The organism is Shewanella sp. P1-14-1 (assembly GCF_001401775.1).
GTDB lineage: Bacteria > Pseudomonadota > Gammaproteobacteria > Enterobacterales > Shewanellaceae > Shewanella > Shewanella japonica.
In genome coordinates this window covers 142078-164385 of sequence record NZ_LKTL01000001.1, presented here as the reverse complement: position 1 = coordinate 164385, position 22308 = coordinate 142078, and the positions used below count along the sequence as shown (strand labels likewise).

Genomic DNA, 22308 nt, shown 5'->3' with positions numbered 1-22308 from the left:
TATCACGTTTGATTAGCGCAACTACTTATGCTGTTACTCATCGTCTAATGAATAAGGTAGTGGTACAACTGAAAGTAGGCTATCACTGTCATCGCTAATACGAAGTACAGCATCATTATCAGTGTCGTTTGCTAGGACTGCGGTAAGCAATACTTGGCCATTATACTGAACTGACTCAATGACTTTACCTGCACGGCGATAGTCACCATCCATTTGAACTTCGATTTGTGTTTCGCTATTGACGGTATCGGAGGCTGTTCCAGATAAAATATACAAGGCACGTTTATTACCACCTCGGTATTTCATTCTGGCGATAGTCTCTTGACCCATGTAACAGCCTTTTTCAAAACTAATCCCATTTACAGCTTGTATATTACACATTTGTGGCACAAATTCAGCGCTATGGTTAGCGTCAATGTTGGCATAACCCGCTTTTATCTCTAGTGCTTGCCAAGCAGAAGCATTAAGTAATGGCTGCTTAGAAGCTGCAATGACTTTGCTTGCTATATCTTCGTTTAGAATCAATATAAATCGGTCATTATCTTTTAAAATAATCGAGTTATTGACGACAGTTAATTCGTCATTTATCGCACCAAATTCTTGTTCAACGAACTGGCTTGCTGTGTTACCTGCTATCCCTATAATACATTTACTCGCACTGATATCAGTTAATTCAGCTTTACTGAAAACAGCATATTTTTGCCACTGAGCCAAACTTAGTGGTAATGCGGATGCTGTGTGAAGGGTGAATAAGCTGTCATTGCATGAGAATGTTCTGAAGCTTGAGATCATTTTCCCTTTTGCATCACAATGAGCTCCCCAACGCCATTGATGATCTGTTAGTGAGGTGATATCAGTGGTGACTTGGCCGTGAATAAAGGTTTTACCTTGCTCACCAGTAATTTCAATTAAGCCTAAATGCGTGAGATTGGCGACAAATAAGTCAGGGGAAGTATGTAGAAAGTCCCAATCAGGCTGTGTTGTTGCAAGTGTCATAAACTGATCCTTAAGATGACCATCAAAAGATAGACAGTGAGTGTAACGGAATTCATTAATGCTCAAAAGAAAAAGCTACCTTCAATTGAATGAAGATAGCTTTAGTTCACAATATTTTCGTGATGTTATTGGTCAATTCGTCATCAAGTTTAAATGGGCTGATTGACCGTTTAACTTAACGATTAAAACAATACGCGAGTACGAATCGTACCATCAATCGCTTTCAATTCACCAAGAGCTTGTTCAGCTTGATTAGAGTCAACTTCCATCACAACATAACCGATATCTGCAGTGGTTTGCAGATATTGCGCTGCAATGTTGATACCTTTTTCAGAGAAGGCTTGGTTAATTTTGATCAATACGCCAGGGCGGTTATGGTGAATATGCAGTAGACGTGAAGTGCCTTTGTGTTGTGGCAACGTCACTTCTGGGAAGTTAACTGCAGATACAGTTGAACCGTTATCTGAGTATTTAGCTAACTTGCCAGCGACTTCAATACCGATATTTTCTTGCGCTTCAGCGGTGCTACCACCAATGTGCGGAGTAAGAATCACGTTATCTAAGCCTCTTAATGGGCTAACAAATTCATCATCATTAGATTTTGGTTCTACAGGGAATACATCAATCGCAGCACCTGCAAGGTGACCAGACTTTAATGCCTCAGATAACGCTTCGATATCAACAACGGTGCCACGAGACGCATTAATGAATATGCTTTTTTCACGCATTTGAGCAAACTCAGTTGCGCCAAACATGTCTTTTGTTTGAGGCGTTTCAGGTACATGCAAACTGATTACGTCAGCTTTATTCAATAGGGCTTCTAATGAGTGAATTTGACTCGCGTTACCGAGTGGCAATTTGTCTTCGATATCAAAAAATACGACTTTCATGCCTAAGGTTTCTGCAAGAATACCTAGTTGAGTACCGATATGACCGTAGCCGATAACGCCTAAGGTTTTACCACGAACTTCGTAACTGCCAGCTGCACTCTTCAACCACCCACCACGATGTGCATGGGCATTTCGTTGCGGAATGCCACGCATCAGCATGATGATTTCACCCAATACTAATTCTGCTACACTTCGCGTATTAGAAAATGGCGCATTGAATACAGGCACACCTAACTTTTCAGCGGCAGCAATATCGACTTGGTTAGTACCAATACAGAAACAGCCAATAGCCACTAATTTCTCAGCATGATTTAACACATCAGCAGTTAATTGAGTACGGGAACGCAAACCGACAAAATGGGCATCCTTAATGGATTTTAATAGCTCATCTTCTGGTAACGAAGCTTTGTGATATTCAATGTTTGTGTAACCTGCACGCTCTAGTACATCGACCGCAGTTTGGTGGACGCCCTCCAACAGCAGGATTTTGATCTTATCCTTGTCAAGCGAGTGTTTCGCCATGATATGGGTACCCTCTTATCAATAGTTATGCTTATGTTATGCTGATAGTAATGCAAGACCAAAATAGCACTTTTTTAACTGGTTGTAGAGGGCTAGATGGCTAAAGTTAATATTCTAATTCTAGAACAATATCATCTAAGAGGGATTTAGTTTGAATAAGAAAGTTATATGGCTAGTGATTTATTGCAGCGTGCTCTGTTGGTCTGTTATCTCACCTAAGGATATGTTTACTTGGTGGCTTGAAGCGCTTCCTGCGTTATTGGCTATTCCTATCCTATTTTTTACTCGAAATAAATTCCCCTTAACCTCACTGTCTTATCTGTTAATTTTAATCCATTGCTGTGTGCTGTTGGTTGGCGCTAAATACACTTATGCAGAGGTGCCGTTATTCGATTGGTTAGCACAACTGATGGATAGTGACAGAAATAACTACGATAAAGTTGGCCATCTCGCGCAAGGTTTTATACCTGTGATGTTAGCCCGTGAAGTGATGTTGAGAAATCATGTGTTACAACCAGGCTATTGGTGCCAGTTTTTATCTGTGTGTTTTGTGTTGGCGTTTTCAGCTTTCTACGAACTCATAGAATGGTGGGTAGCTTTATTAACGGGTGAAGATGCAGAAGCCTTTTTAGGCACTCAAGGTTACGTTTGGGATACCCAATCTGACATGTTTATGGCATTAGTAGGAGGAATTAGTGCATTAGTGTTGCTTACTGGACTACATAATAAGCAGTTAGCATCACTTAATCGTCACTAATTTTTAGGTAAATAAACTAAATTAGGCAGTGCGGAAAGTTTTTTTATGCTATTAATAGAGGACTTTATAAGGACTTAGATGATTAATTCATACATTAGTATTGCAAAAATACCTTATGGACTAGTTAAAATATACTATCATTGAACATTGTTGTTACATGTTTTCAACATTTCAGGAAGAAACTCGCTGACGCGAGATGTGATGGATACTTTTCAGGGAGAAAAGTGATGAATTCAAATATTGATGAATTAGTTTTTCTGCACCAAGTCGCAGCGCCATGTCATTTGGCCATTTTAGCTGAGTCTATTGGTCTCAAAACTCGCATAGTTAAACATGCGAGTGAACTAGAGGTTGAGAAAAATACCAATAGTTTTTATCTAATCGCTCAAAAAGGAGCGGCTTTAGACAGTAAAGGTATCCCTTTACTGGTTTCTCGGCTCGTCAATCATGTCCCTGTTGCTTTATATCAAGTTGAGCGTGGCTCGCTTGATCAAGAGTCAGCGCTATTGTTAGGAGTAAGAGGCTTACTTTATGCCGATCAGCGTATGGATCTGATGTTAACAGGGCTGAGAAAAATGGTCGCAGATGAGCTTTGGTATGATAGACCGCTCATTAGTAAGATTTTCCGCAGACTGGTTCAGAAACTGGATGCAAATATTGATATTCCGCCTGATACGGTTGCTATGCTACAAATGCTAACAAGCCGAGAAAGAACGATTATTCAACTTGTTTCTAGCGGTGCTCGTAATAAAGAAATTGCCCACAGGTTGTGTATTAGTGAGCATACAGTCAAAGCCCACATTTCATCTATTTTCCGTAAAACGCAATCACGCAATCGGGTTGAATTATTGCGTTGGGCGCAAACTTATCAAGCTCACTTTGAGTTCGCTTAAATCTATATACTGGTAGACGTTACAGTTAATGATTTTCCATTAAAATTGCAGTCAACAAGTTTGCATAAAAAGGGAGCCAAATGGCTCCCTTTTTCATCGCTACTACAAATTATTTGTAAAAAGCAATAATTAGTTTTGGTAAATAGTTGCTGTATTAAAGTCGCCAGACTGCGATACATTGATCATATCGTTACTGCCTACTTGCATACCCGTTACTAAGTTATCATTGCCTACTTGAGAAATAGTTAAGCTGTTGTTAGTACCATCGACAAGGAAATAGCCGTCATCGCCACCAACCCAGTTACCAGCGCCTTCTTGTGCAATATCGATGATATGATCTTCACCAAGAGACACAACATCAGCTAAGTTAAATTCGCCTTCTTGTACGATATCAACACTTTGGCCAATCCCAACGACGCTCACTGTGGCTTCGTTGTCAGAGCCGACTTGTTCAAGTGTCGTGCTGTTTTCAAAACCAAAGGTATCTGAATAAGCAAAGTTAGTGTCGCCTTCTTGGCTAACTGAAACTGTATTTTGATCAAGTTCAACAAACACAGCAACTTCATTACTGTTACCTGTTGAGCTAATTTCTACCATGTTATCAGCACCATATGTACCTGAAGCAACGTAGTTATCTTCGCCATCTTGAACGACACTAATCACGTTTATATCGCCGATTGTTTCGAACTCGGTTAGGTTGGCAGTACCTGACTGATCAATATCAATCATGTTGTCATTACCAGAAATTACAGCAATGTTGCTATCACCAACTTGGTTGCCTGTACCATCTTGATAGATGAATACTTCATTACCATTGCCAGTAGCAAACTCAATAACGGCGCTGTTCAAGTCACCGGTTTGATCGATAACAATATCGTTATCTGAGCCCGTTAAGCTTGCAACAACCCCTGTGTTAGCAAAGCCAGATTGGACGATTTCAAAACTGTTATCATTACCTGTGACACCTAATACAGCGCCAAAGTTTTCATCACCTGATTGGTCGACAAATAAATCGTTGTTATTACCAACGTTTGTACCACCTGCAGCAGATACTAAGCCAGCTTGGTTATTGTTACCTTGCTGAGAGATAATGCCATCATTGTCATTACCTTCTACACGAAAAATTGCCAAGTTAGTTTCACCAACTTGTGTGGTTTGAGTTAAGTTGCTGTCACCCACTTGCTGGATAATGCTGTTGTTTCGAAACCCGTCTTGTACTGTATCAGCGATATTAGATGCGCCTACAGAAGTGGTTTCACTTGTATTCCAAAACCCTGATTGGTCAACAGTAACTTGGTTGTCATTACCATTCACACTTACGTTTGAAATATGCCAGTCATCAACCTGATTGGTTAACACAATATTACCATTACCTTCAGAAGTAATGTATGACTCCTGCCAATCACCTGTCTGTATCACTTCAGCAATTTGGTCATCACCAACTTGAGTGACCTCTGCAACATGACGAGTACCAGATTGACTAACTAAAGCATCTTGCCCTAATCCAGTTTGAACAACAGTCGATTGACTGTTAACTGCTGCAGCGACTTCTGCTGATTTTTCTACAGCAGTGACACCAGGCAGAGATAGGCCAGTAGCGCTGACCGGTAAAGCAAGACTTGCTGTAATAGCGAGAGAAATTAACGATAATTTTGTTTGCGACTTCATTAGACGCTCCCTGTTTGAATATTGATTCAAGTGATAGTGCTGGTAACTACCTTCTCAATAGTAAAATTCGCTTCCTAGCACAGATAATGCATACAGAATTAACCGCTGCAGAATGAGTCCTGACTGCGAGCATGAAGTGAACTTGGTACCCGTACATTTCAAAAAGTCTGTTGAGAAAATGTCGAAAAATCCGCATTGAAATCTTCCGTCTTTCTTTGCAAATCTTTGGCATTCTCGTGAACCTTGATGACTTCCTTTATATGAACTGAGACAAGCTACATGGGTTAACTTACGGACAGATACTTGATAGCTCAATCGGAAGAATGGCTACTTTTATTTGCCCTGTTAACAACAATACTTTAGTGCTATTTGTGTTTAAGTTAGTGTTTATAAAAGATTTAATTTGTGGACTTTGGCAGGTTGATATTTTATCTAGACTAATAGGGTTAGTAGTTTATTACTATTTCACGATTCGCCACTTTTAAAACTCCTTTTGCTATGACAACAATCACAATGCAACAACAATTCCGGGTTTCACTTAGTGGAATGTCAACTCGCTTATAAGGCTAATGGATAAGCTACCAGTGTTGAGGTACCGGTTCTGGAATTAATAATGGAAGATAGGAAGCCAGAAAATGATCAAGAAAATGTCACCAATTGCAATCGCAATTACTTCAGTTATGGCGTTAAATGCCGCCCCTGCAATGGCAAAAAATACCGTTGAATATAAAAAGGATCAATTGCTCGTTGTTTATAAAGACAACGTGACTAAATTTGAAAAGTTATCTGCTCAACGCTTAGTTAGCGGTACGTTAACCGATAAAAATTTAGATGGTGTTGATGATAAATTTCAGCATTTATTATCAGGTCGCCTTGCAAAACTGCAACTAAAAAGCGGTAGTGATTTAGATGCTGCAATCAAAATGATCAGCAAGCATCCAGCGGTAAAATATGCAGAGCCAAACTACACATACAGAGCCTTAGGCATGCCGGATGATCCTAGCTTTGTAGACCTATGGGGCCTGCATAATACTGGTCAATCTTCAGGCACCGCAGGGGCTGATATTGATGCCGTTGCTGCTTGGGATATTACAACGGGTAGCGACAGTGTTGTCATTGGCGTCATTGATACTGGTGTTGATTATAATCACCCAGATCTTGTCAGTAATATGTGGGTTAACCCTGGTGAAATTGCAGGTAACGGCATAGATGATGATGGTAATGGGGTCATCGATGATGTACATGGTTATAACCCGATAACTGGATCTGGTGATCCAATGGACGGCAATGGTCATGGTACACATGTTGCGGGTACCATTGGTGCAACAGGTAATAACGGCGTCGGTGTCGTGGGGGTCAACTGGGATGTAACGATGATCGGTTGTAAGTTCCTATCGGACAGTGGTACGGGAACAACCGAAGATGCAATTGCTTGTATTGATTATTTCACAAATCTCAAGGTTAACCATGGCGTTGATGTTAAAGCGACCAATAACTCTTGGGGTGGCGGTGGTTTCAGCCAAGCATTAAAAGATTCTATTGATTCAGCTGGTGATCAAGGCATTTTATTTGTTGCTGCAGCGGGTAATGACGCGATTGATAATGACGTTAACCCGCACTACCCATCAAGCTATGACTCTGATGTTGTTATGTCTATTGCGAGTACTGACAGAAATGATGCCATTTCTAGCTTTTCACAATGGGGTTTAACCAGTGTAGATATGGGCGCGCCAGGTTCTGCGATTTTATCTACTTTCCCTAATGATTCGTACGGCACTATATCAGGTACTTCAATGGCAACCCCTCACGTTACGGGTGCAGCTGCTTTAGTATGGTCGGTTGAACCAGATATTAGCCCGACTGAAATGAAACAGTTGCTAATGGATTCGGGTGAAGTCAATGGTGATTTAACTGGTATCACGGTTGCGGGTACAAGATTGAATGTGGCTGATGCGTTAGCGGCAGCTGATCCAGACCCATCATTTAAGTTATCAGTGACGCCAGCTTCACAATCTGTTGAAGCAGGAAGTGCAGTAAGTTACGACTTCTCTGTAGGCAGTATTGCAGGCTGGAATGATCAAGTAAGCCTAACGGTATCGTCTTCACCAGCGCTTGATGGTGTGAGCTTATCAACAGACACAGCGATGGCTGGTGATGACTTTACATTGGATGTTGCTACCCTTGATGACGCTGCTTGGGGAGACTATGTATTAACTGTTTCTGCTGATGATGGCGTAACTGTTAAAGATAAAGCGGTTGCGCTTACTATTTATCCTGCTGGATTGAATGATTACAGCTATGGTAATGATTCACCTGTTGATATTAGCGATAACAGTCTAATTACTAGCACGATTGAAATTGTAGATCCTGTTCAAATCTTTGATTTAGCTGTTAGCGTTGATATCAGCCACACATGGATTGGCGATTTAATTGTTAGCTTAACATCGCCTGATGGGACTGTTGTGGTATTACATGATCGTGAAGGTGGTAGTGCCGATGATCTTGTTAAAACTTGGAGTCTATCAGACTTTAACGGTGATATAGCAGCGGGTACATGGACACTATCTGTATCAGATAATGCCGCTGGCGATACGGGTACACTTAATAGCTGGGGATTAGATATTTCAGCATTAGGTGAAGCAGCTCCAGCTGCACCTGTTGCCGGTTTTGAATATGATGTTGATGGGCTAATGGTTAGCTTTACTAACACAAGTTCAGATATCAACGATGATATCGTTAGTTATGAGTGGGACTTCGGTGATGGCAGCATGTCATCAGATGAATCTCCAGCATACATGTATGCTGCTGGTGGTATCTATAATGTCTCGTTGGTTGTAACTGATAGTGAAAACCAATCTGACACTGTATCTATGGATGTAGAAGTATTTGATTATTCAATTGATGCAGCGGTGACTCGTACAATGAAGTCTCGTCGAGGTAGTGCTTTAGTTGATCTAACTTGGAGTGGTGCAGTTGGTGACAATGTGGCGATTTATCGTGATGACGTCATGGTAGCGACAACAGCGAATGATGGCCGTTATCGCGATCGCTTTACTAATGCTCCAGCTGAAGTGACATATAAAATCTGTGAAACAGAAACGAGCTTATGTTCTGATCCAATTGTTGCAGCATTTTAATCAACACTAAACAGTAAGATTACTGTAGAAAAAGGGATGGCTTGCCATCCCTTTTTGTTGTTAAAAACTTTATCTGTAAAAGCGTTGATATTAAAAAGCGAGCCAGTAGACTGAAGACAGTTTTTTGATATGGATGACAAGATGAGTATTTGGTTTAGAGAAGTTACCTTAGAGAATTGCGCCAAAATGGACAGTGGGCTCCATGGTAAAGGCACCTTAATGAAAACGTTAGGCATTAAAATTACTGAAATTGGTGATGATTATATGGTTGCAACGATGCCAGCAGACCCTGCAGTTCACAATCCCTTAGGTATTGTTCATGGCGGAGCTAATGTCGCATTGGCGGAAACAGTTGCAAGCTATGCTGCTAATTTTGTTGTCGATTTTGAGAACTTTTATTGTGTGGGCCAAGAGATAAATGCCAATCATTTAAAAGCATCGCGTAAAGGTGAGCTGATTGCTACAACTAAACCTGTTCATATTGGCAAGCGTAGCTCAGTCTGGGAGGTTCTTATAACCAATAGTGCAGGCGAGTTGTGCTGTATTTCTCGAATGACAGCTGCTGTTGTAGCAAGAAAGGCAGGCTAGCAGCATAACTTATGAAGATTAGCTACACTGAAGTAATAAAGACAATTAAGGATTAATGAATGGAATCTGCAACAATATGGGAGTGGGTGGGTTATTTAGCATCTGTAGTGGTGGCTATTTCACTCATGATGTCGAATATTAAAAAGCTTCGCTGGTGGAATTTAATTGGTGCAGCTTTGTTTGTCGCTTACGGACTCGCAATTAGTGCTATACCTGTGGCATTAGTGAACTTTTTTATTGTATTGATTGATATTTATTACTTAGTGAAACTGTATCGAGAGCCCGAACCTGCTTCAAATGATAAGGCCTGATAAGACAGGATGAATCAACTAGCGTTCTTTTGGCATTGGTAGTGGTGTTACTTGCGCCTTTGATTTGAAACAAGCTTAAGCCTTTTCAGTACCTGGAAAGGCTTTCTTTATTGAGCCAACGTCTTGGCTAGTTTAAACCATAGTTCCAACTACAGTTCAAACCACAAAAGATTACTCTACAGTCAAATTACACCAGAAAACTGCGTGGTATTTGAATGCGATAATTAAGTCAAACTATCGCATTTTTTCTGAATCATTTTCGGTAATCTTCTTAGCACATTTTAAGTTTTTCTTTGTCGGCTCAGAGGCGCCTATTGAAGGAAAAACGCAGCTATTTTTATCAAAACTTTCCTTTTTAATGTGAATGAATCTCAATTACAAACTAATTTACACACTTTTACTATATAAATCAGATATTAATCTTGAATCGTTATTTTCTATTGTTATCATCGCATTTAATCGCTTTAGCTAATTGCTTTTCGTCACTATTATTGATTTATCGCAATAAATACTGAGCCAGGAGAGAGCATCATGGCAACCGTCCACGATTTAATTGAAATGTGGCTACAAGATAACTAAAAGGAATAAATAGAGAATGACTACTTCACATTATTTAACTAGCCAAAGTGGCGCACCAATAGCTGACGATCAAAATGCATTAACAGCAGGAGAACGAGGCCCCGTTTTACTCCAAGACTGGCATTTAATTGAGAAACTAGCTCATTTCAATCGTGAAAGAATTCCAGAGCGTATTGTTCATGCTAAGGGAACGGGTGTTTACGGTAAATTTACCTTAACCAAAGATTTAAGTGACTACACCATTGCTGAGCACTTCAATGGCGTTGGAAAAGAAACTGAAACATTTGTTCGATTTTCAACAGTAGGCGGTGAGATGGGATCTGCTGATGCAGAGCGCGATCCTCGTGGCTTTGGTTTACGTTTTTATACCAAGCAAGGTAATCACGATATTGTGGGTAACAATACGCCAACTTTCTTTTTAAGAGATGGTATTAAATTCCCTGATTTTATTCATACACAAAAGCGTAACCCACATACAAACCTAAAAGATCCACAAGCCATGTGGGATTTCTGGTCATTAAACCCAGAAGCAATGCATCAAGTGACAATTTTAATGTCAGACCGTGGGATCCCGGCTAATTATCGCCAAATGCACGGCTATGGTTCGCATACGTTTTCTTTCTGGAATGCCAAAGGTGAGCGTTTCTGGGTGAAGTTCCACTTTAAATCGCAACAAGGTGTAGTTAATTTAACTGGCGAGCAAGCGGATAAATTAAAAGGGATTGACCCTGATTCGTCGCAGCGTGATATGGTTGCCGCAATTAACGATAAAAACTTCCCTAAATGGACTGTAAATGTCCAGATTATGCCGGAAGCTGAAGCGAATACTTATGCGATCAATCCATTTGATCTAACAAAAGTATGGCCACATGCTGATTATCCTTTGATTGAAATTGGTGAACTTGAGCTTAATCGCTTACCTGAAAACTACTTTGCAGAAGTTGAGCAAGTGGCTTTAGCACCAAGTAACCTTGTACCAGGTGTGGGCGCGTCTCCAGATAAGATGCTGCAAGCCCGTTTATTTGCTTATGCAGATGCACAGCGTTATCGAATTGGTGCCAACTATAATCAACTTCCGGTTAACTGTCCGCATGCAGCGAAGGCTAACCACCATCAACGTGGCGGCGCGATGGCAGGAACGCAATGCCCTTATAACGGTAACCAAACAGGCGGCGATGCAACACCTAACTATGGTCCAAATTCAGTTGACACGGGCCTACAAGATGCGAGCCAATTTGCTGAGCCACCGCTAAGACTTGATGGGGAAGCTGATAGATACAGCCGATATGACCAAGATGATTATACTCAAGCAGGTAATCTATATCGCATCTTCAGTGAGGAAGAAAAACAACGCCTTGCGGAAACGATTGCAGGTACACTCGGTCAAGTGACTCAAGATGTTCAGCAAAAAATGCTGGCACATTTCACTAAAGCTGATGCTGACTACGGACAACGCATTAAAGCATTGTTAGAAGCGTAATCATGCCCTTTAATCTTGTTAATGCTTAAATAGTATTAAACAGAGTGTTATGTTCAAAATATAAGGGAAGGCAGATGCCTTCCCTTTTTTGCGTTTATTTTTCATTTCTGAGCTGTTAGCCTAATTGTTCTATTCCTTAACGTCATTCCTCTTAGTTGCTTCACTTGTCTTTTTATACCGATTTAGTGTAAATATTGATTGTAGCGGCGTAATGCTACGCCATTGCAATATTATTGCATTTAAGTTTTTAAATTAATGTTGCGTAATTGTTTATTAACAGGCTTGTAAGCCTTTATATAACTAAGTGTCTTGCTTGTTACAAGAAGCATCTGATACTGTCAAAACAGCTCGATGAAATGTTATACACACTTTCAATCTAGCCAAATAACGACCAATAAATAAAAATTAAACGGGACTCATGTTTTGAACTTAAAAATGCTTGGCTCAATAGCCATTGTTGCAGGTACTGCAATTGGGGGAGGAATGCTAGCGTTGCCGCTAGCGACTGCAGCATTAGGGATTATGCCTGCGATTATGTTACTGGTTGTCATTTGGGGATTATCGGCTTATACCTCTTTACTCATGCTTGAGATTAATTTACGCGCTGGTGTGGGTGATAATGTTCACGGCATAACGGGTAAAACATTAGGCAAAGTGGGTCAGTTAATTCAAGGTGCTTCATTTTTAAGCCTGCTATTTGCGTTGACAATGGTGTATCTAATGGGCGGTTCTTCATTACTTGAAACCCGTTTAGAGCCGTTATTAGGTGTGGATTTAAATAACCAAGTCTCAGTATTGCTATTTACTTTAATCTTCGGTGGTTTTATTGCTATCGGCGTGACTTGGATTGATAAGGTCTCAAGAGTCTTATTCACCGCTATGGTGGTGTTGCTTGTACTTGTGGTTGCCTTTTTATTGCCAGAAGTGAATATTGTTGCTTCATTGACTAACTTCTCTGCCAATGTCGCTGAAGGCGATAAATTGGATCAACTGTGGTTAGCTGCCATACCTGTGGTATTTACCTCATTTGGTTTCCATGTGTGTATTGCAACGATCGTTAGATACCTAGATGGCGATGCGGTATCGTTACGTAAAATATTGCTGATTGGTTCTACAATACCGCTATTTTGCTACATATTGTGGCTACTTGTGACGCTGGGTACTTTAGGTGGGGAAACCGTTCATGGTTTTGCTGGTTCTTTACCTGAGCTCGTTAATGCTCTTCAAGGTGTTGCTCAGTCAGCTATCGTAAGTCAGTTTATCGACTTATTTGCTAACCTTGCGTTGATTACATCATTTTTGGGTGTGACCATGAGTTTGTTTGATTATGTGGCTGAATTAACTCGTGCAAGAGATGATAAAGCAGGCCGAGCTAAAACATGGTTAATCACGTTTGTTCCACCATTGTTATGTGCGCTTTACTATCCTGATGGGTTCTTCCAAGTGTTGGGTTTTGCGGCTATACCGCTAGTTGTCATGATCATATTCTTGCCAATTGCAATGGCATTGAAGCAACGTAAAGCGCAAATGGGTGGCTATGAAGTCGCTGGTGGAAATCTTGCGCTGGGCGTAACAGGGCTCTTAGGTGTGATGATTGTGCTAGCGCAATTAATGGTCGCACTGGGCTAAAATGTAAACGTCAGTTAACGTTTTTTAGAAAGGAATGTAACTGAGTTTGTCTAAGGCTATTATTCCTTTGTTTCAATATGATAAAGTCAGGCTATATGCCTGACTTTTTTATTGGCCTAAAAGTAAGTTTAGTGGTCTGCTTTTGTTCATCTTTTTGCTATTAAATAGGTATAACAAACAACACACTCACTATTGTGAATCAAATGGAATTAACAACATGAAAAAATGGTTATTAAGTGCCGCAATCTTGGCATCTTTTTCTGCACAAGCTGATGAGGGGATGTGGCAACCTTATCAATTACCAGCAATGGCTGATGAACTTAAAGCAAAAGGGTTAGAAATTGATGCAAAATCAATCTCTAAGTTAACGGAATTTCCAATGAATGCTGTGATAAGCCTTGGTGGTTGTACAGCATCATTTGTGTCTCCTAAAGGCTTGGTTGTAACCAATCACCATTGTGCGTATGGCTCAATTCAATACAACTCTACCCCTGAAAAAAACCTGTTAAAAGAAGGCTTCTTAGCGAAAACTTACGCAGAGGAATTACCAGCAACCCCTGGTTCACGAATTTATGTTACCGAGGCGGTAACTGATGTGACTGATAGAGTGAAGTCAGGTCAAATGAATAAAGTCGGTAATGAGTTCTATAAAGGTATCGAGCAACAAGAAAAAGCATTAGTTGCTGAATGTGAAGCTGAAGATGGATATCGTTGTAAAGTTTATAGTTTTCATGGTGGTCTAGAGTATTACCTTGTGAAACAAATGGAAATTCGTGATGTTCGCTTAACCTATAATCCAGCGGGTAGTGTTGGTAAATATGGTGGTGATATCGATAATTGGATGTGGCCTCGCCACACGGGAGATTACTCTTTTTATCGCGCATACGTAGGTAAAGACGGTAAGCCTGCTGACTTTAGTAAGGATAACGTTCCTTACGAGCCTAAAAGCTTTTTAAAAGTCTCTGCTAAAGGGGTTAGTGACGGTGATTTTGTAATGGTAGCTGGTTATCCAGGTCGCACTAATCGTTACCGCACAGCTAATGAAGTTGAGAACCAATTTGAATGGGCTTACCCAGAAGGGAAAGTACTTCGTGAGCGCCTAATTGAAATCATCAAAGAGACCGCGCCAGAAGGCAGTGATGAACGAATTAAGTATGAGAGTGCTATCGCTGGGTTAGCTAACTATGCGAAAAACTTTACCTCAATGATTGAGTTTTATGGCAAGTCGACCATGCTTGATGATCGTAAAGCGCTAGAGCTAAAACTGTCGCAGTGGATAAAAGCTGATAGTAAGCGTAAATCACAATATGGCGAAGTCTTAGCACAACTGGATAAGCTAATTAAGCAAAGCCAGCAACAGCAAGAGCGCGATTTAATCATGAGCTATATGGGTTACAGTTCAATGATGTCGACAGCTGAACGTTTATATCGCTTAGCGAACGAGAAAACATTGGCTGATATGGATCGTGAACCTGGGTATCAAGAGCGAGATATGACTCGCTTTACTTCTGGTATGGAGCGTATTGAGCGTCGATTTGCTGCCAGTGTTGATAAAGCGATGTTATTAGACTTAATGACCCGTTACGCAGCATTACCTCAAGCTGATCGCCTACCAGCATTTGATAAAGCATTCGCTATTGGTAAAAGTGCCGATAACGCTAAATTGAGCAAGACCCTTGATAAGATGTATGCCAAAACTGAACTTTCAGATAAAGCGGTTCGATTGGCGTGGATGGATAAGTCTGTTGCTGAGTTTAAAAAGTCAAAAGATCCGTTTATTCAATATGCTGTTAGCACTTATGATGAAAGAATGAAGCAAGAAAAGGCACGTAAACAACTTGCTGGTGATTTAATGAAGGTGCGCCCTCAATATATGGATGCAATTATCGCGTACAATAAGGAGTTAGGTAAGCCAGTATATGCTGATGCTAACTCAAGTTTACGTGTGACTGTAGGTAATGTGAAAGGTTACAGCCCACAAGATGGACTAGTTGCAGTGCCATTTACTCGCTTAGAAGGTATCCTTGCTAAAGACACTGGTGCAGATCCGTTTGATGCGCCAGCTAAACAGCTTGAGCTAATCAAAAACAAACAATATGGCGATTACTACGTTAAATCGTTAGATTCTGTTCCGGTTAACTTCTTATCGACGCTTGACACCACAGGTGGTAACTCTGGCTCTCCAACACTAAATGGCCGTGCTGAATTAGTCGGTCTGTTATTTGATGGTGTGTATGAATCAATTATTGGCGACTGGGGCTACGACCCACAAACTAATCGCTCAATTCAAGTTGATAGCCGCTACATGCTATGGGTGATGAAGTACTTAGATAATGCTGAAAACTTATTGGAAGAGATGGAAATCGTCCATTAAGCAAGCCTTATTTAACAGGCATCTACAGCTTAAGTTGATGCCTTAATAAGCTAATTTCTGCGGCCTCTAATGGCCGCATTTGTTTTTCTGGCAAGTCTAATAATTCACAATTCATCATGCTTAATCTGACCAAATCAATGACAGTATAACCTAAGGCCTTAGTCATTCTTCGGATCTGACGATTCAGCCCTTGAGTCAGTGTGATTTTAAATTGGTTGCTCGAAACTGCTTCTACATCGCATGGTTTAGTAGTGACGTCTTTGTAGCTCACCCCTTTTGCCATTTTTTCAATAAATTCAGCTGAAAAGTCTCGATCTACAGTAACCAAATACACTTTTTGATGCCCATAGTCTGGGTGCATTAATTTATGGGTAAGCTCACCATCATTAGTCAGCAATAACAAACCACGGGAATCCTTATCCAATCGTCCAGCAGGATACAGTCTAGGGGCTGCTGGTAGAATATGAATCAGGCTGGAAGGTAAATCGGGTAATAAACGGCAATCAATACCAACCGGTTTATGGTACAACCAATATTGCTTGGTTTCGATGGGAGCGATAGGGGCGCCGTCTAATAAAATATTCGGATTGATAGCGTTGGCATTGACCCTATCAAGAGGGCTAGCTAATTGACCATTAAATGTCACTCTTCCTGCCGCAATTAGGCGCTGAGCTTGGCGACGTGAACTGACGCCGCAATGAGCTAGATATTGTTCTAAACGCATGTTTACTGGCAAGGCTAGTTACTCGCAAAGGTCAGTGTCGAGAGCTGGCGCTGCTGAGTTTTTATCATTTTTCGCATAGTTAATCCAAGCAGTACACACCATAAAATATTGGCTTGAGTGAGCACCCACATGACCAGTGAGACCCAACAAATTTCGTGAGCCTTATGAGAGCATGGGTCAAAATCCAATGTAGACCAATTCAGTAAATACATCAGTGCGACTGAAAAAATCAGGCCGATGATATTGAAAGCGAATAAGGAAGCGGAAAGAGAGCTATTCTTGCGGAAATAATCAATAAAACAAAAGCTGTGTAGCACAAAGGTGCAAATCAAATATCCGGTAGAAAAGAACCGATGTTGTTCTAAAAAGTTGATCGGAAAGATACCAATTAACACAATGAGCACGCCTAATGTCGCCCCGGTTACGGTGATTGTACGGCTATAAAAGTCCTCAAAAACATAATAGCGAGCTAACATAGATAGCATTAAGCAAGCGCCACCAATGACCAAGCCCATATTATAAACGATTGCTAAAGGGGAGGTCATATAATCGCCCAAGGTGTCTGCACGTATACTTAACGGACTGACGCCCAATCGTGCCACTTCAGCGATTAATGCGGTTCCAATTCCTAGTCCACTGATCACAGCCGTCGCTAACGACATGAAAATAATCATTAAATGAAGGTCGTAATGTTTATTTGATTCGATTGAACTAGACATGGGGCCATTGTTAACTAAATGTTTAACTCAGAATATCACTGTTTACGTGTTTTAATCAGCAAAAATAACGAAAAAAACCTGATATTGCTCCAGCGTTGCGGCAGCGATATCAGGCTTTAAAGATGTATTGTTGACGTGTATTAGATAGTTTTGATTAAGCTCGCTTACGCAAAATTACAATAGCGATAGCAACAACGGCTAAGATCATGCAGTACCAAGCATTTGAAATTGCAGCAAGTGGACTAATGGCAAACGTCGATGCTATTAGTAGTGCTTGAGCGCCATGTGGAATTAAGCCTTGAATAATACAAGCAAAGATATCCAGTACACTTGCTGCACGTTTAGGCGCAACACCATGCTTTTGAGCAAGCTCTTTAGCAATATCACTGGCGACAACAATCGATACGGTATTGTTAGCAACACAGGTGTTGGTTGCTGCAACAATACTTGCCATCCCTAATTCTGCCGCGCGGGTTGAAGTGCCACCTTTTGCCTTTGAGAAACGTTTAATCAGTGCTTCGATTTTCTCGCTAACAAACTTCAAGCCACCTTGTTGTTGCATTAACGCAGCTAAACCACCAACTAACATTGAAAGAATGAAGATTTCTTGCATGTTAGTAAAACCAGCATAGATATCTTGACCGAACTGGATAACGCTGTAATCGGCGATAAACAGTCCAGTTGCACCAGCAAGCAATATACCGACAGTTAGCACGACGAAGACGTTTACGCCTGCGACAGCTAAAAATAAGATAGTTAAGTAAGGAATGACATTGATTAAGTCGATTTCTTGTGGCGCAACTTCTGCTTGTCCTTGGCCTGCAAAAGCAAATAAAACCAATGTAATTATCGATGCAGGCAAGGCAAAGATTAAGTTTTCACGGAACTTATCTTTCATCTCACAACCCTGAGTGCGAGTTGCAGCAATTGTAGTGTCAGAAATAATCGATAAGTTATCACCAAATAATGCGCCAGACATAACAGCACCCGCCATTAAGGCATAATCAATTTGGGCTTGGTCGGCAACGCCTAAAGCAATAGGTGCAACGGCGGCAATGGTGCCCATTGATGTACCCATTGCAGTTGCAATAAAGGCGGCGATAACAAAAAAGCCAGGTAGCAACATGCTAGATGGGATCATTGACAGTCCCAAAGCAACAGTTGCATCAACGCCGCCCGTTGCTTTTGCAACAGAGGCGAATGCGCCAGCAAGCAAATAAATAAGACACATTGCAATGATATTGCTATGGCCGATACCCGCAATAAAGGTATCAATAGATTGGTTTAGTTTCTGCTTAGAAAGCAGAAGCGCCAGAATAATCGCTGGTAAAATGGCGATTACACTTGGTAGTTGATAAAACGCAAAGTCTACACCTTGGCTTTGAAAGTAAACGCCCGCGCCAATAAATAATGCAAGAAAAGCAAATAGAGGCAATAAAGCAATAAAGGAGGCTGGGCTCGTTGTTGTTTGTTGTGTCGTCAAGGTTGTCTCTCTTATTGTTTATTTAGTGTCAAAAGTGCAGTGTTCTAGTCTTTCGAAGTTCAAAGCTACTTTAGCAAGCTCTGTATTAATAATCAGTATTATGATGACTTCTTAAGTTCTGGCAAGCATAGGAGATCTATAAATTAGTGTCAATCTAGACGTCTAGACTTCTTTGCTTCTCTGGGGACTTTTACATTGTTCATTATGTTTTGTTTAATTGGGTTAACAATTGAGTGCAAAAACTCAGCGTGGCGATGCTATTTTGAACATAAATTCGTAGGCAAAAAAAAGCTCGCACTGTGGCGAGCTTTAAATGAAGACTTAGACAGTCAACCTTATCTTTGGATAAGGTTAATCCGCATCGCCTAAAGACAGTAATGTCGCATTACCGCCAATGGCAGTAATGTTATTAGTACGTGTTTTCTCAGTGATAAAGCGAGTAAGGTAATGCGGTCCGCCTGCTTTAGGGCCAGTACCAGATAAACCTTGGCCACCAAAAGGTTGTACGCCGACGACAGCGCCAATCTGGTTACGGTTGATATACACATTACCCACATCAACTTTATCCGCTAGATTAAGTGCATGGCTTTCGTTACGGCTGTGGATCCCTAAGGTTAACCCAAACCCTGTGCTATTAATTTCATTAATTACCTCTGCAAGGTTGGCAGCCTTGTAACGTATAACGTGCAGTATTGGTCCAAAATGTTCTTTATCAAGCACTTTGATTGAATCAATTTCAACCGCTGTTGGTGCAACAAAGTAACCATTTTCTGTGCCTTCAGGAAGTTGATTTTTCTTAATCAATTTGCCCACTTGGCTGATATGATCAATATGCGCATTGAGGTTAGCTTGAGCTGTTGCATCAATCACAGGCCCTACATCGGTTTTAACTGAACTAGGGTTACCAATACTGAGTTCTTCCATTGCCCCTTGCATGACATCAAGCACACGGTCGGCAATATCTTCTTGTAAGAACAGCACTCGTAACGCTGAGCATCGTTGTCCGGCACTGGTAAATGATGAAGCAACAACATCAGCAACCACTTGCTCAGCCTGTGAAGTAGAATCGACAATCATGGCATTTTGGCCACCAGTTTCAGCAATTAATGGAATAATTGCGCCTTCACGATTTGCTAAAGTACGATTAATTAATTTTGCTGTGCCTGTTGACCCTGTAAAACACACACCACCAATACGTTCATCAGAGGTAATTGCTGCGCCTACCGTTGCGCCTGTACCCGGTAAGAATTGTAAAACATCAGTCGGAATACCCGCTTCGTGAGCCAGTTGTACTGCGCGATAGCCGACAATTGATGTTTGTTCAGCTGGTTTTGCAACTACAGTGTTACCTGCAGCAAGTGCAGCTGTTACTTGGCCTAAGAAAATCGCTAAAGGGAAGTTCCATGGGCTAATACAAACAAAAATCCCACGTCCTTGAATGAATAATTCATTTAGCTCACCCGTTGGGCCTGGGAGTAGTTCAGGTTTAGCCATCATTTTTTTAGCTTGAATGGCGTAGTAGCGACAAAAATCGACGGCTTCACGGACTTCATCAATCCCGTCTTGAATACTTTTTCCGGCTTCGCGGGTACAAAGTGCGATTAACTCTTCACGATTTTCTTCGAGCAAATCCGCCAGTTTTTGAAGAGCGTTGGCACGTTCTTCAACTGGAGTGTGGCTCCAGCTGTGGAACGATGCTTGAGCAGAGCTTAGTGCTAATTCAACGGCTTGGTTATTTGCAAAGGCCACTTTACCAACAGCTTGGTTAGTATCAAAAGGACTGACAACATTAATCGTTTCACCCGTTAGCGTCTCGCCATTAACTAATGGGCCAGCTTGCCATTGAGTTTGGCTAAATTTTTCAATTCCTGCGAAAAATGGCTCGGATTCGGAGATGATATTCATGTTGAGTCCTTTAGAGTTTTTACGTTCTTCGCCGAAGATATCTTCCGGCAAGACGATTTTATTATTGGCTAAAGTTTTATAGGATTTGAGTGTGATAACAGGATGAACCACTAAGCTGTCAATAGGGGTTTTAGGGTCAACTAATTTATGCACAAAGGAAGTGTTGGCACCATTTTCAAGTAGTCTTCTGACTAAGTATGGTAAGAGATCTTTATGCGCACCGATCGGTGCATAAATTCTGACAGCTTTAGCGCCAGCTTCAGCAAGCATGGTGTCATAAAGCTCTTCGCCCATGCCATGTAAACGCTGATATTCATAGTTTCTATCACCGGCCATCGCACTGATACTGGCTACAGTTTGTGCATTATGAGTGGCAAACTGTGGGTAAATAGCTCCACGAGTGGCTTCTGACAATAAGTATCTTGCACAGGCAAGGTATGACACATCAGTACCTGCTTTACGGGTGAAAAGTGGGTAACCGCCATCGCCAGCTTGTTGAGCCCATTTTAATTCACTATCCCAGTAAGCGCCTTTTACTAGACGTAATGGGATTTCATCTCCTTGCTCACGAGAAAGCTTCGTCAACCAACATAGAACGGGCAGAGCACGCTTAGAGTAAGCCTGGACGACAATACCTAATAATCCCCATCCTTTAATTTCTTCAGCGTTATACAGCTTTTTAAATAGCTTTAACGATAACTCTAAGCGATCCATTTCTTCTGCATCGATAGAAATACCGATATTTAGCTCACGCGCTTGAACACAAAGTTTAATCACAGTGTCATAAAGCTCGCTTAGTACTCTATCCTCGTTGGCGACTTCATATCGCGGATGAAGAGCTGAAAGCTTGATCGAAATAGTCGGTAAAGGTGTATTTGATTCTTCATACGACTGAGCGCCTAATTGACGAATGGCATTGCTGTAGTCGAGATAATATTTTTGTGCATCTGTAGCTGTGAATGCTGCTTCACCTAACATGTCGTAGCTGTGGGTATAGCCTTGTTGACGTTTAGCTGTGCTGTTTTTAAGGCCCTCTTGAACGGTTTGCCCTAAAACAAATTGCTTACCCATGATTTTCATTGCGGCATTCATGGCTTGACGAATAACAGGTTCACCTGCGCGATTGATGAGTCGATTTAATAAACTGCTTGGCTTACCATCAATATTCTTATCGAGCTTAACGATTTTACCTGTAAGCATTAATCCCCAGGTGGATGCATTGACTAACAATGAATCGCTTTTCTTAAGGTGTAAATCCCACTTAGCACCAGAAAGCTTATCTTCAATTAACGCATCGGCAGTCGCCGCATCAGGAATACGCAACAATGCTTCAGCAAGACACATTAAAATAATGCCTTCTTGTGTTTCTAAACTGTATTGCTGCAAAAAGGCATCAATGCCTACCATTAAGCCTTTCTTTTCGTACTGACGAACTTTAGTGACTAATTCATGGGCTCGATTCGTCACTTGTTTAATATCGGTGTCAGATGACGGTACTAACTTCAAGAGTTCAGTAAGATATTGCTCTTCATCAACGATGTAATTATTTGTTATGGCTGAGAATAGCTCATCTAGGCTGGCATTGTCGTAATGGCCGTTTAGTACTTCACTAGCTTTAAACATAATTTTCATTCCGTCTTTAGCTGTTTACTA

Annotated in this window: 15 protein-coding genes; 8 read left to right on the top strand and 7 right to left on the bottom strand. The window is 41.1% G+C overall.

The annotated features are described in order from the left end of the window. Positions 1 to 33 precede the first annotated feature (33 nt). Both ygfZ and serA read right to left on the bottom strand, forming a co-directional pair. A complete protein-coding gene (ygfZ, locus tag AN944_RS00650; RefSeq protein WP_055022646.1) occupies positions 34 to 996 on the bottom strand; it encodes a tRNA-modifying protein YgfZ in 963 nt (320 codons plus the stop codon). 182 nt (positions 997 to 1178) lie between these two features. Then, complete coding sequence (gene serA, locus AN944_RS00645; RefSeq protein WP_055022645.1) at positions 1179 to 2408, bottom strand: phosphoglycerate dehydrogenase; 1230 nt, start codon at positions 2406 to 2408, stop codon at positions 1179 to 1181. 151 nt (positions 2409 to 2559) lie between these two features. Between serA and AN944_RS00640 the strand changes: the two genes are divergently transcribed. Then, on the top strand, positions 2560 to 3165 hold the full coding sequence (locus AN944_RS00640; RefSeq protein ID WP_055022644.1) for a DUF2238 domain-containing protein: 606 nt from the start codon (positions 2560 to 2562) through the stop codon (positions 3163 to 3165). 227 nt (positions 3166 to 3392) lie between these two features. Then, a complete protein-coding gene (locus AN944_RS00635) occupies positions 3393 to 4058 on the top strand; it encodes a LuxR C-terminal-related transcriptional regulator (protein WP_055022643.1) in 666 nt (221 codons plus the stop codon). Between the two features lie 129 nt (positions 4059 to 4187). On the opposite strand, the gene AN944_RS00630 is transcribed toward AN944_RS00635, so the two are convergent. Then, positions 4188 to 5726 carry a hypothetical protein gene (locus AN944_RS00630; RefSeq protein WP_055022642.1) on the bottom strand — a complete coding sequence of 513 codons (1539 nt, stop codon included), beginning with the start codon at positions 5724 to 5726 and terminating at the stop codon, positions 4188 to 4190. A 635-nt stretch (positions 5727 to 6361) separates the two neighbouring features. On the opposite strand from AN944_RS00630, the gene AN944_RS00625 reads away from it, so the two are divergent. The 6 genes from AN944_RS00625 (at position 6362) to AN944_RS00600 (ending at position 15824) form a co-directional block, all read left to right on the top strand. Continuing rightward, entirely contained in the window at positions 6362 to 8863 is a 2502-nt protein-coding gene (locus AN944_RS00625; protein WP_055022641.1) for a S8 family serine peptidase, read from the top strand. A gap of 141 nt (positions 8864 to 9004) precedes the next feature. Next, positions 9005 to 9451 (top strand): PaaI family thioesterase, encoded by a 447-nt coding sequence (locus AN944_RS00620; RefSeq protein ID WP_055022640.1) that lies wholly within the window; start codon positions 9005 to 9007, stop codon positions 9449 to 9451. 59 nt (positions 9452 to 9510) lie between these two features. Further along, positions 9511 to 9762 carry a YgjV family protein gene (locus AN944_RS00615; RefSeq protein WP_055022639.1) on the top strand — a complete coding sequence of 84 codons (252 nt, stop codon included), beginning with the start codon at positions 9511 to 9513 and terminating at the stop codon, positions 9760 to 9762. Between the two features lie 595 nt (positions 9763 to 10357). Next, a complete protein-coding gene (katB, locus tag AN944_RS00610; RefSeq protein WP_055022638.1) occupies positions 10358 to 11821 on the top strand; it encodes a catalase KatB in 1464 nt (487 codons plus the stop codon). A gap of 423 nt (positions 11822 to 12244) precedes the next feature. Next, positions 12245 to 13450, top strand: coding sequence for an amino acid permease (locus AN944_RS00605; RefSeq protein ID WP_055022637.1), 1206 nt, complete (start codon positions 12245 to 12247; stop codon positions 13448 to 13450). Between the two features lie 217 nt (positions 13451 to 13667). Further along, positions 13668 to 15824, top strand: coding sequence for a S46 family peptidase (locus tag AN944_RS00600; protein ID WP_055022636.1), 2157 nt, complete (start codon positions 13668 to 13670; stop codon positions 15822 to 15824). Positions 15825 to 15846: 22 nt separating this feature from the next. On the opposite strand, the gene AN944_RS00595 is transcribed toward AN944_RS00600, so the two are convergent. From AN944_RS00595 to putA, 4 genes are all read right to left on the bottom strand, one after another. Continuing rightward, entirely contained in the window at positions 15847 to 16548 is a 702-nt protein-coding gene (locus tag AN944_RS00595; protein ID WP_055022748.1) for a pseudouridine synthase, read from the bottom strand. A gap of 14 nt (positions 16549 to 16562) precedes the next feature. After that, positions 16563 to 17210: a hypothetical protein gene (locus AN944_RS00590; protein WP_055022635.1), complete on the bottom strand. Its 648-nt coding sequence runs from the start codon at positions 17208 to 17210 to the stop codon at positions 16563 to 16565. Between the two features lie 211 nt (positions 17211 to 17421). After that, positions 17422 to 18750 (bottom strand): Na+/H+ antiporter NhaC family protein, encoded by a 1329-nt coding sequence (locus AN944_RS00585; RefSeq protein WP_055022634.1) that lies wholly within the window; start codon positions 18748 to 18750, stop codon positions 17422 to 17424. 351 nt (positions 18751 to 19101) lie between these two features. Next, entirely contained in the window at positions 19102 to 22278 is a 3177-nt protein-coding gene (gene putA, locus AN944_RS00580) for a bifunctional proline dehydrogenase/L-glutamate gamma-semialdehyde dehydrogenase PutA (RefSeq protein ID WP_055022633.1), read from the bottom strand. Positions 22279 to 22308 lie beyond the last annotated feature (30 nt).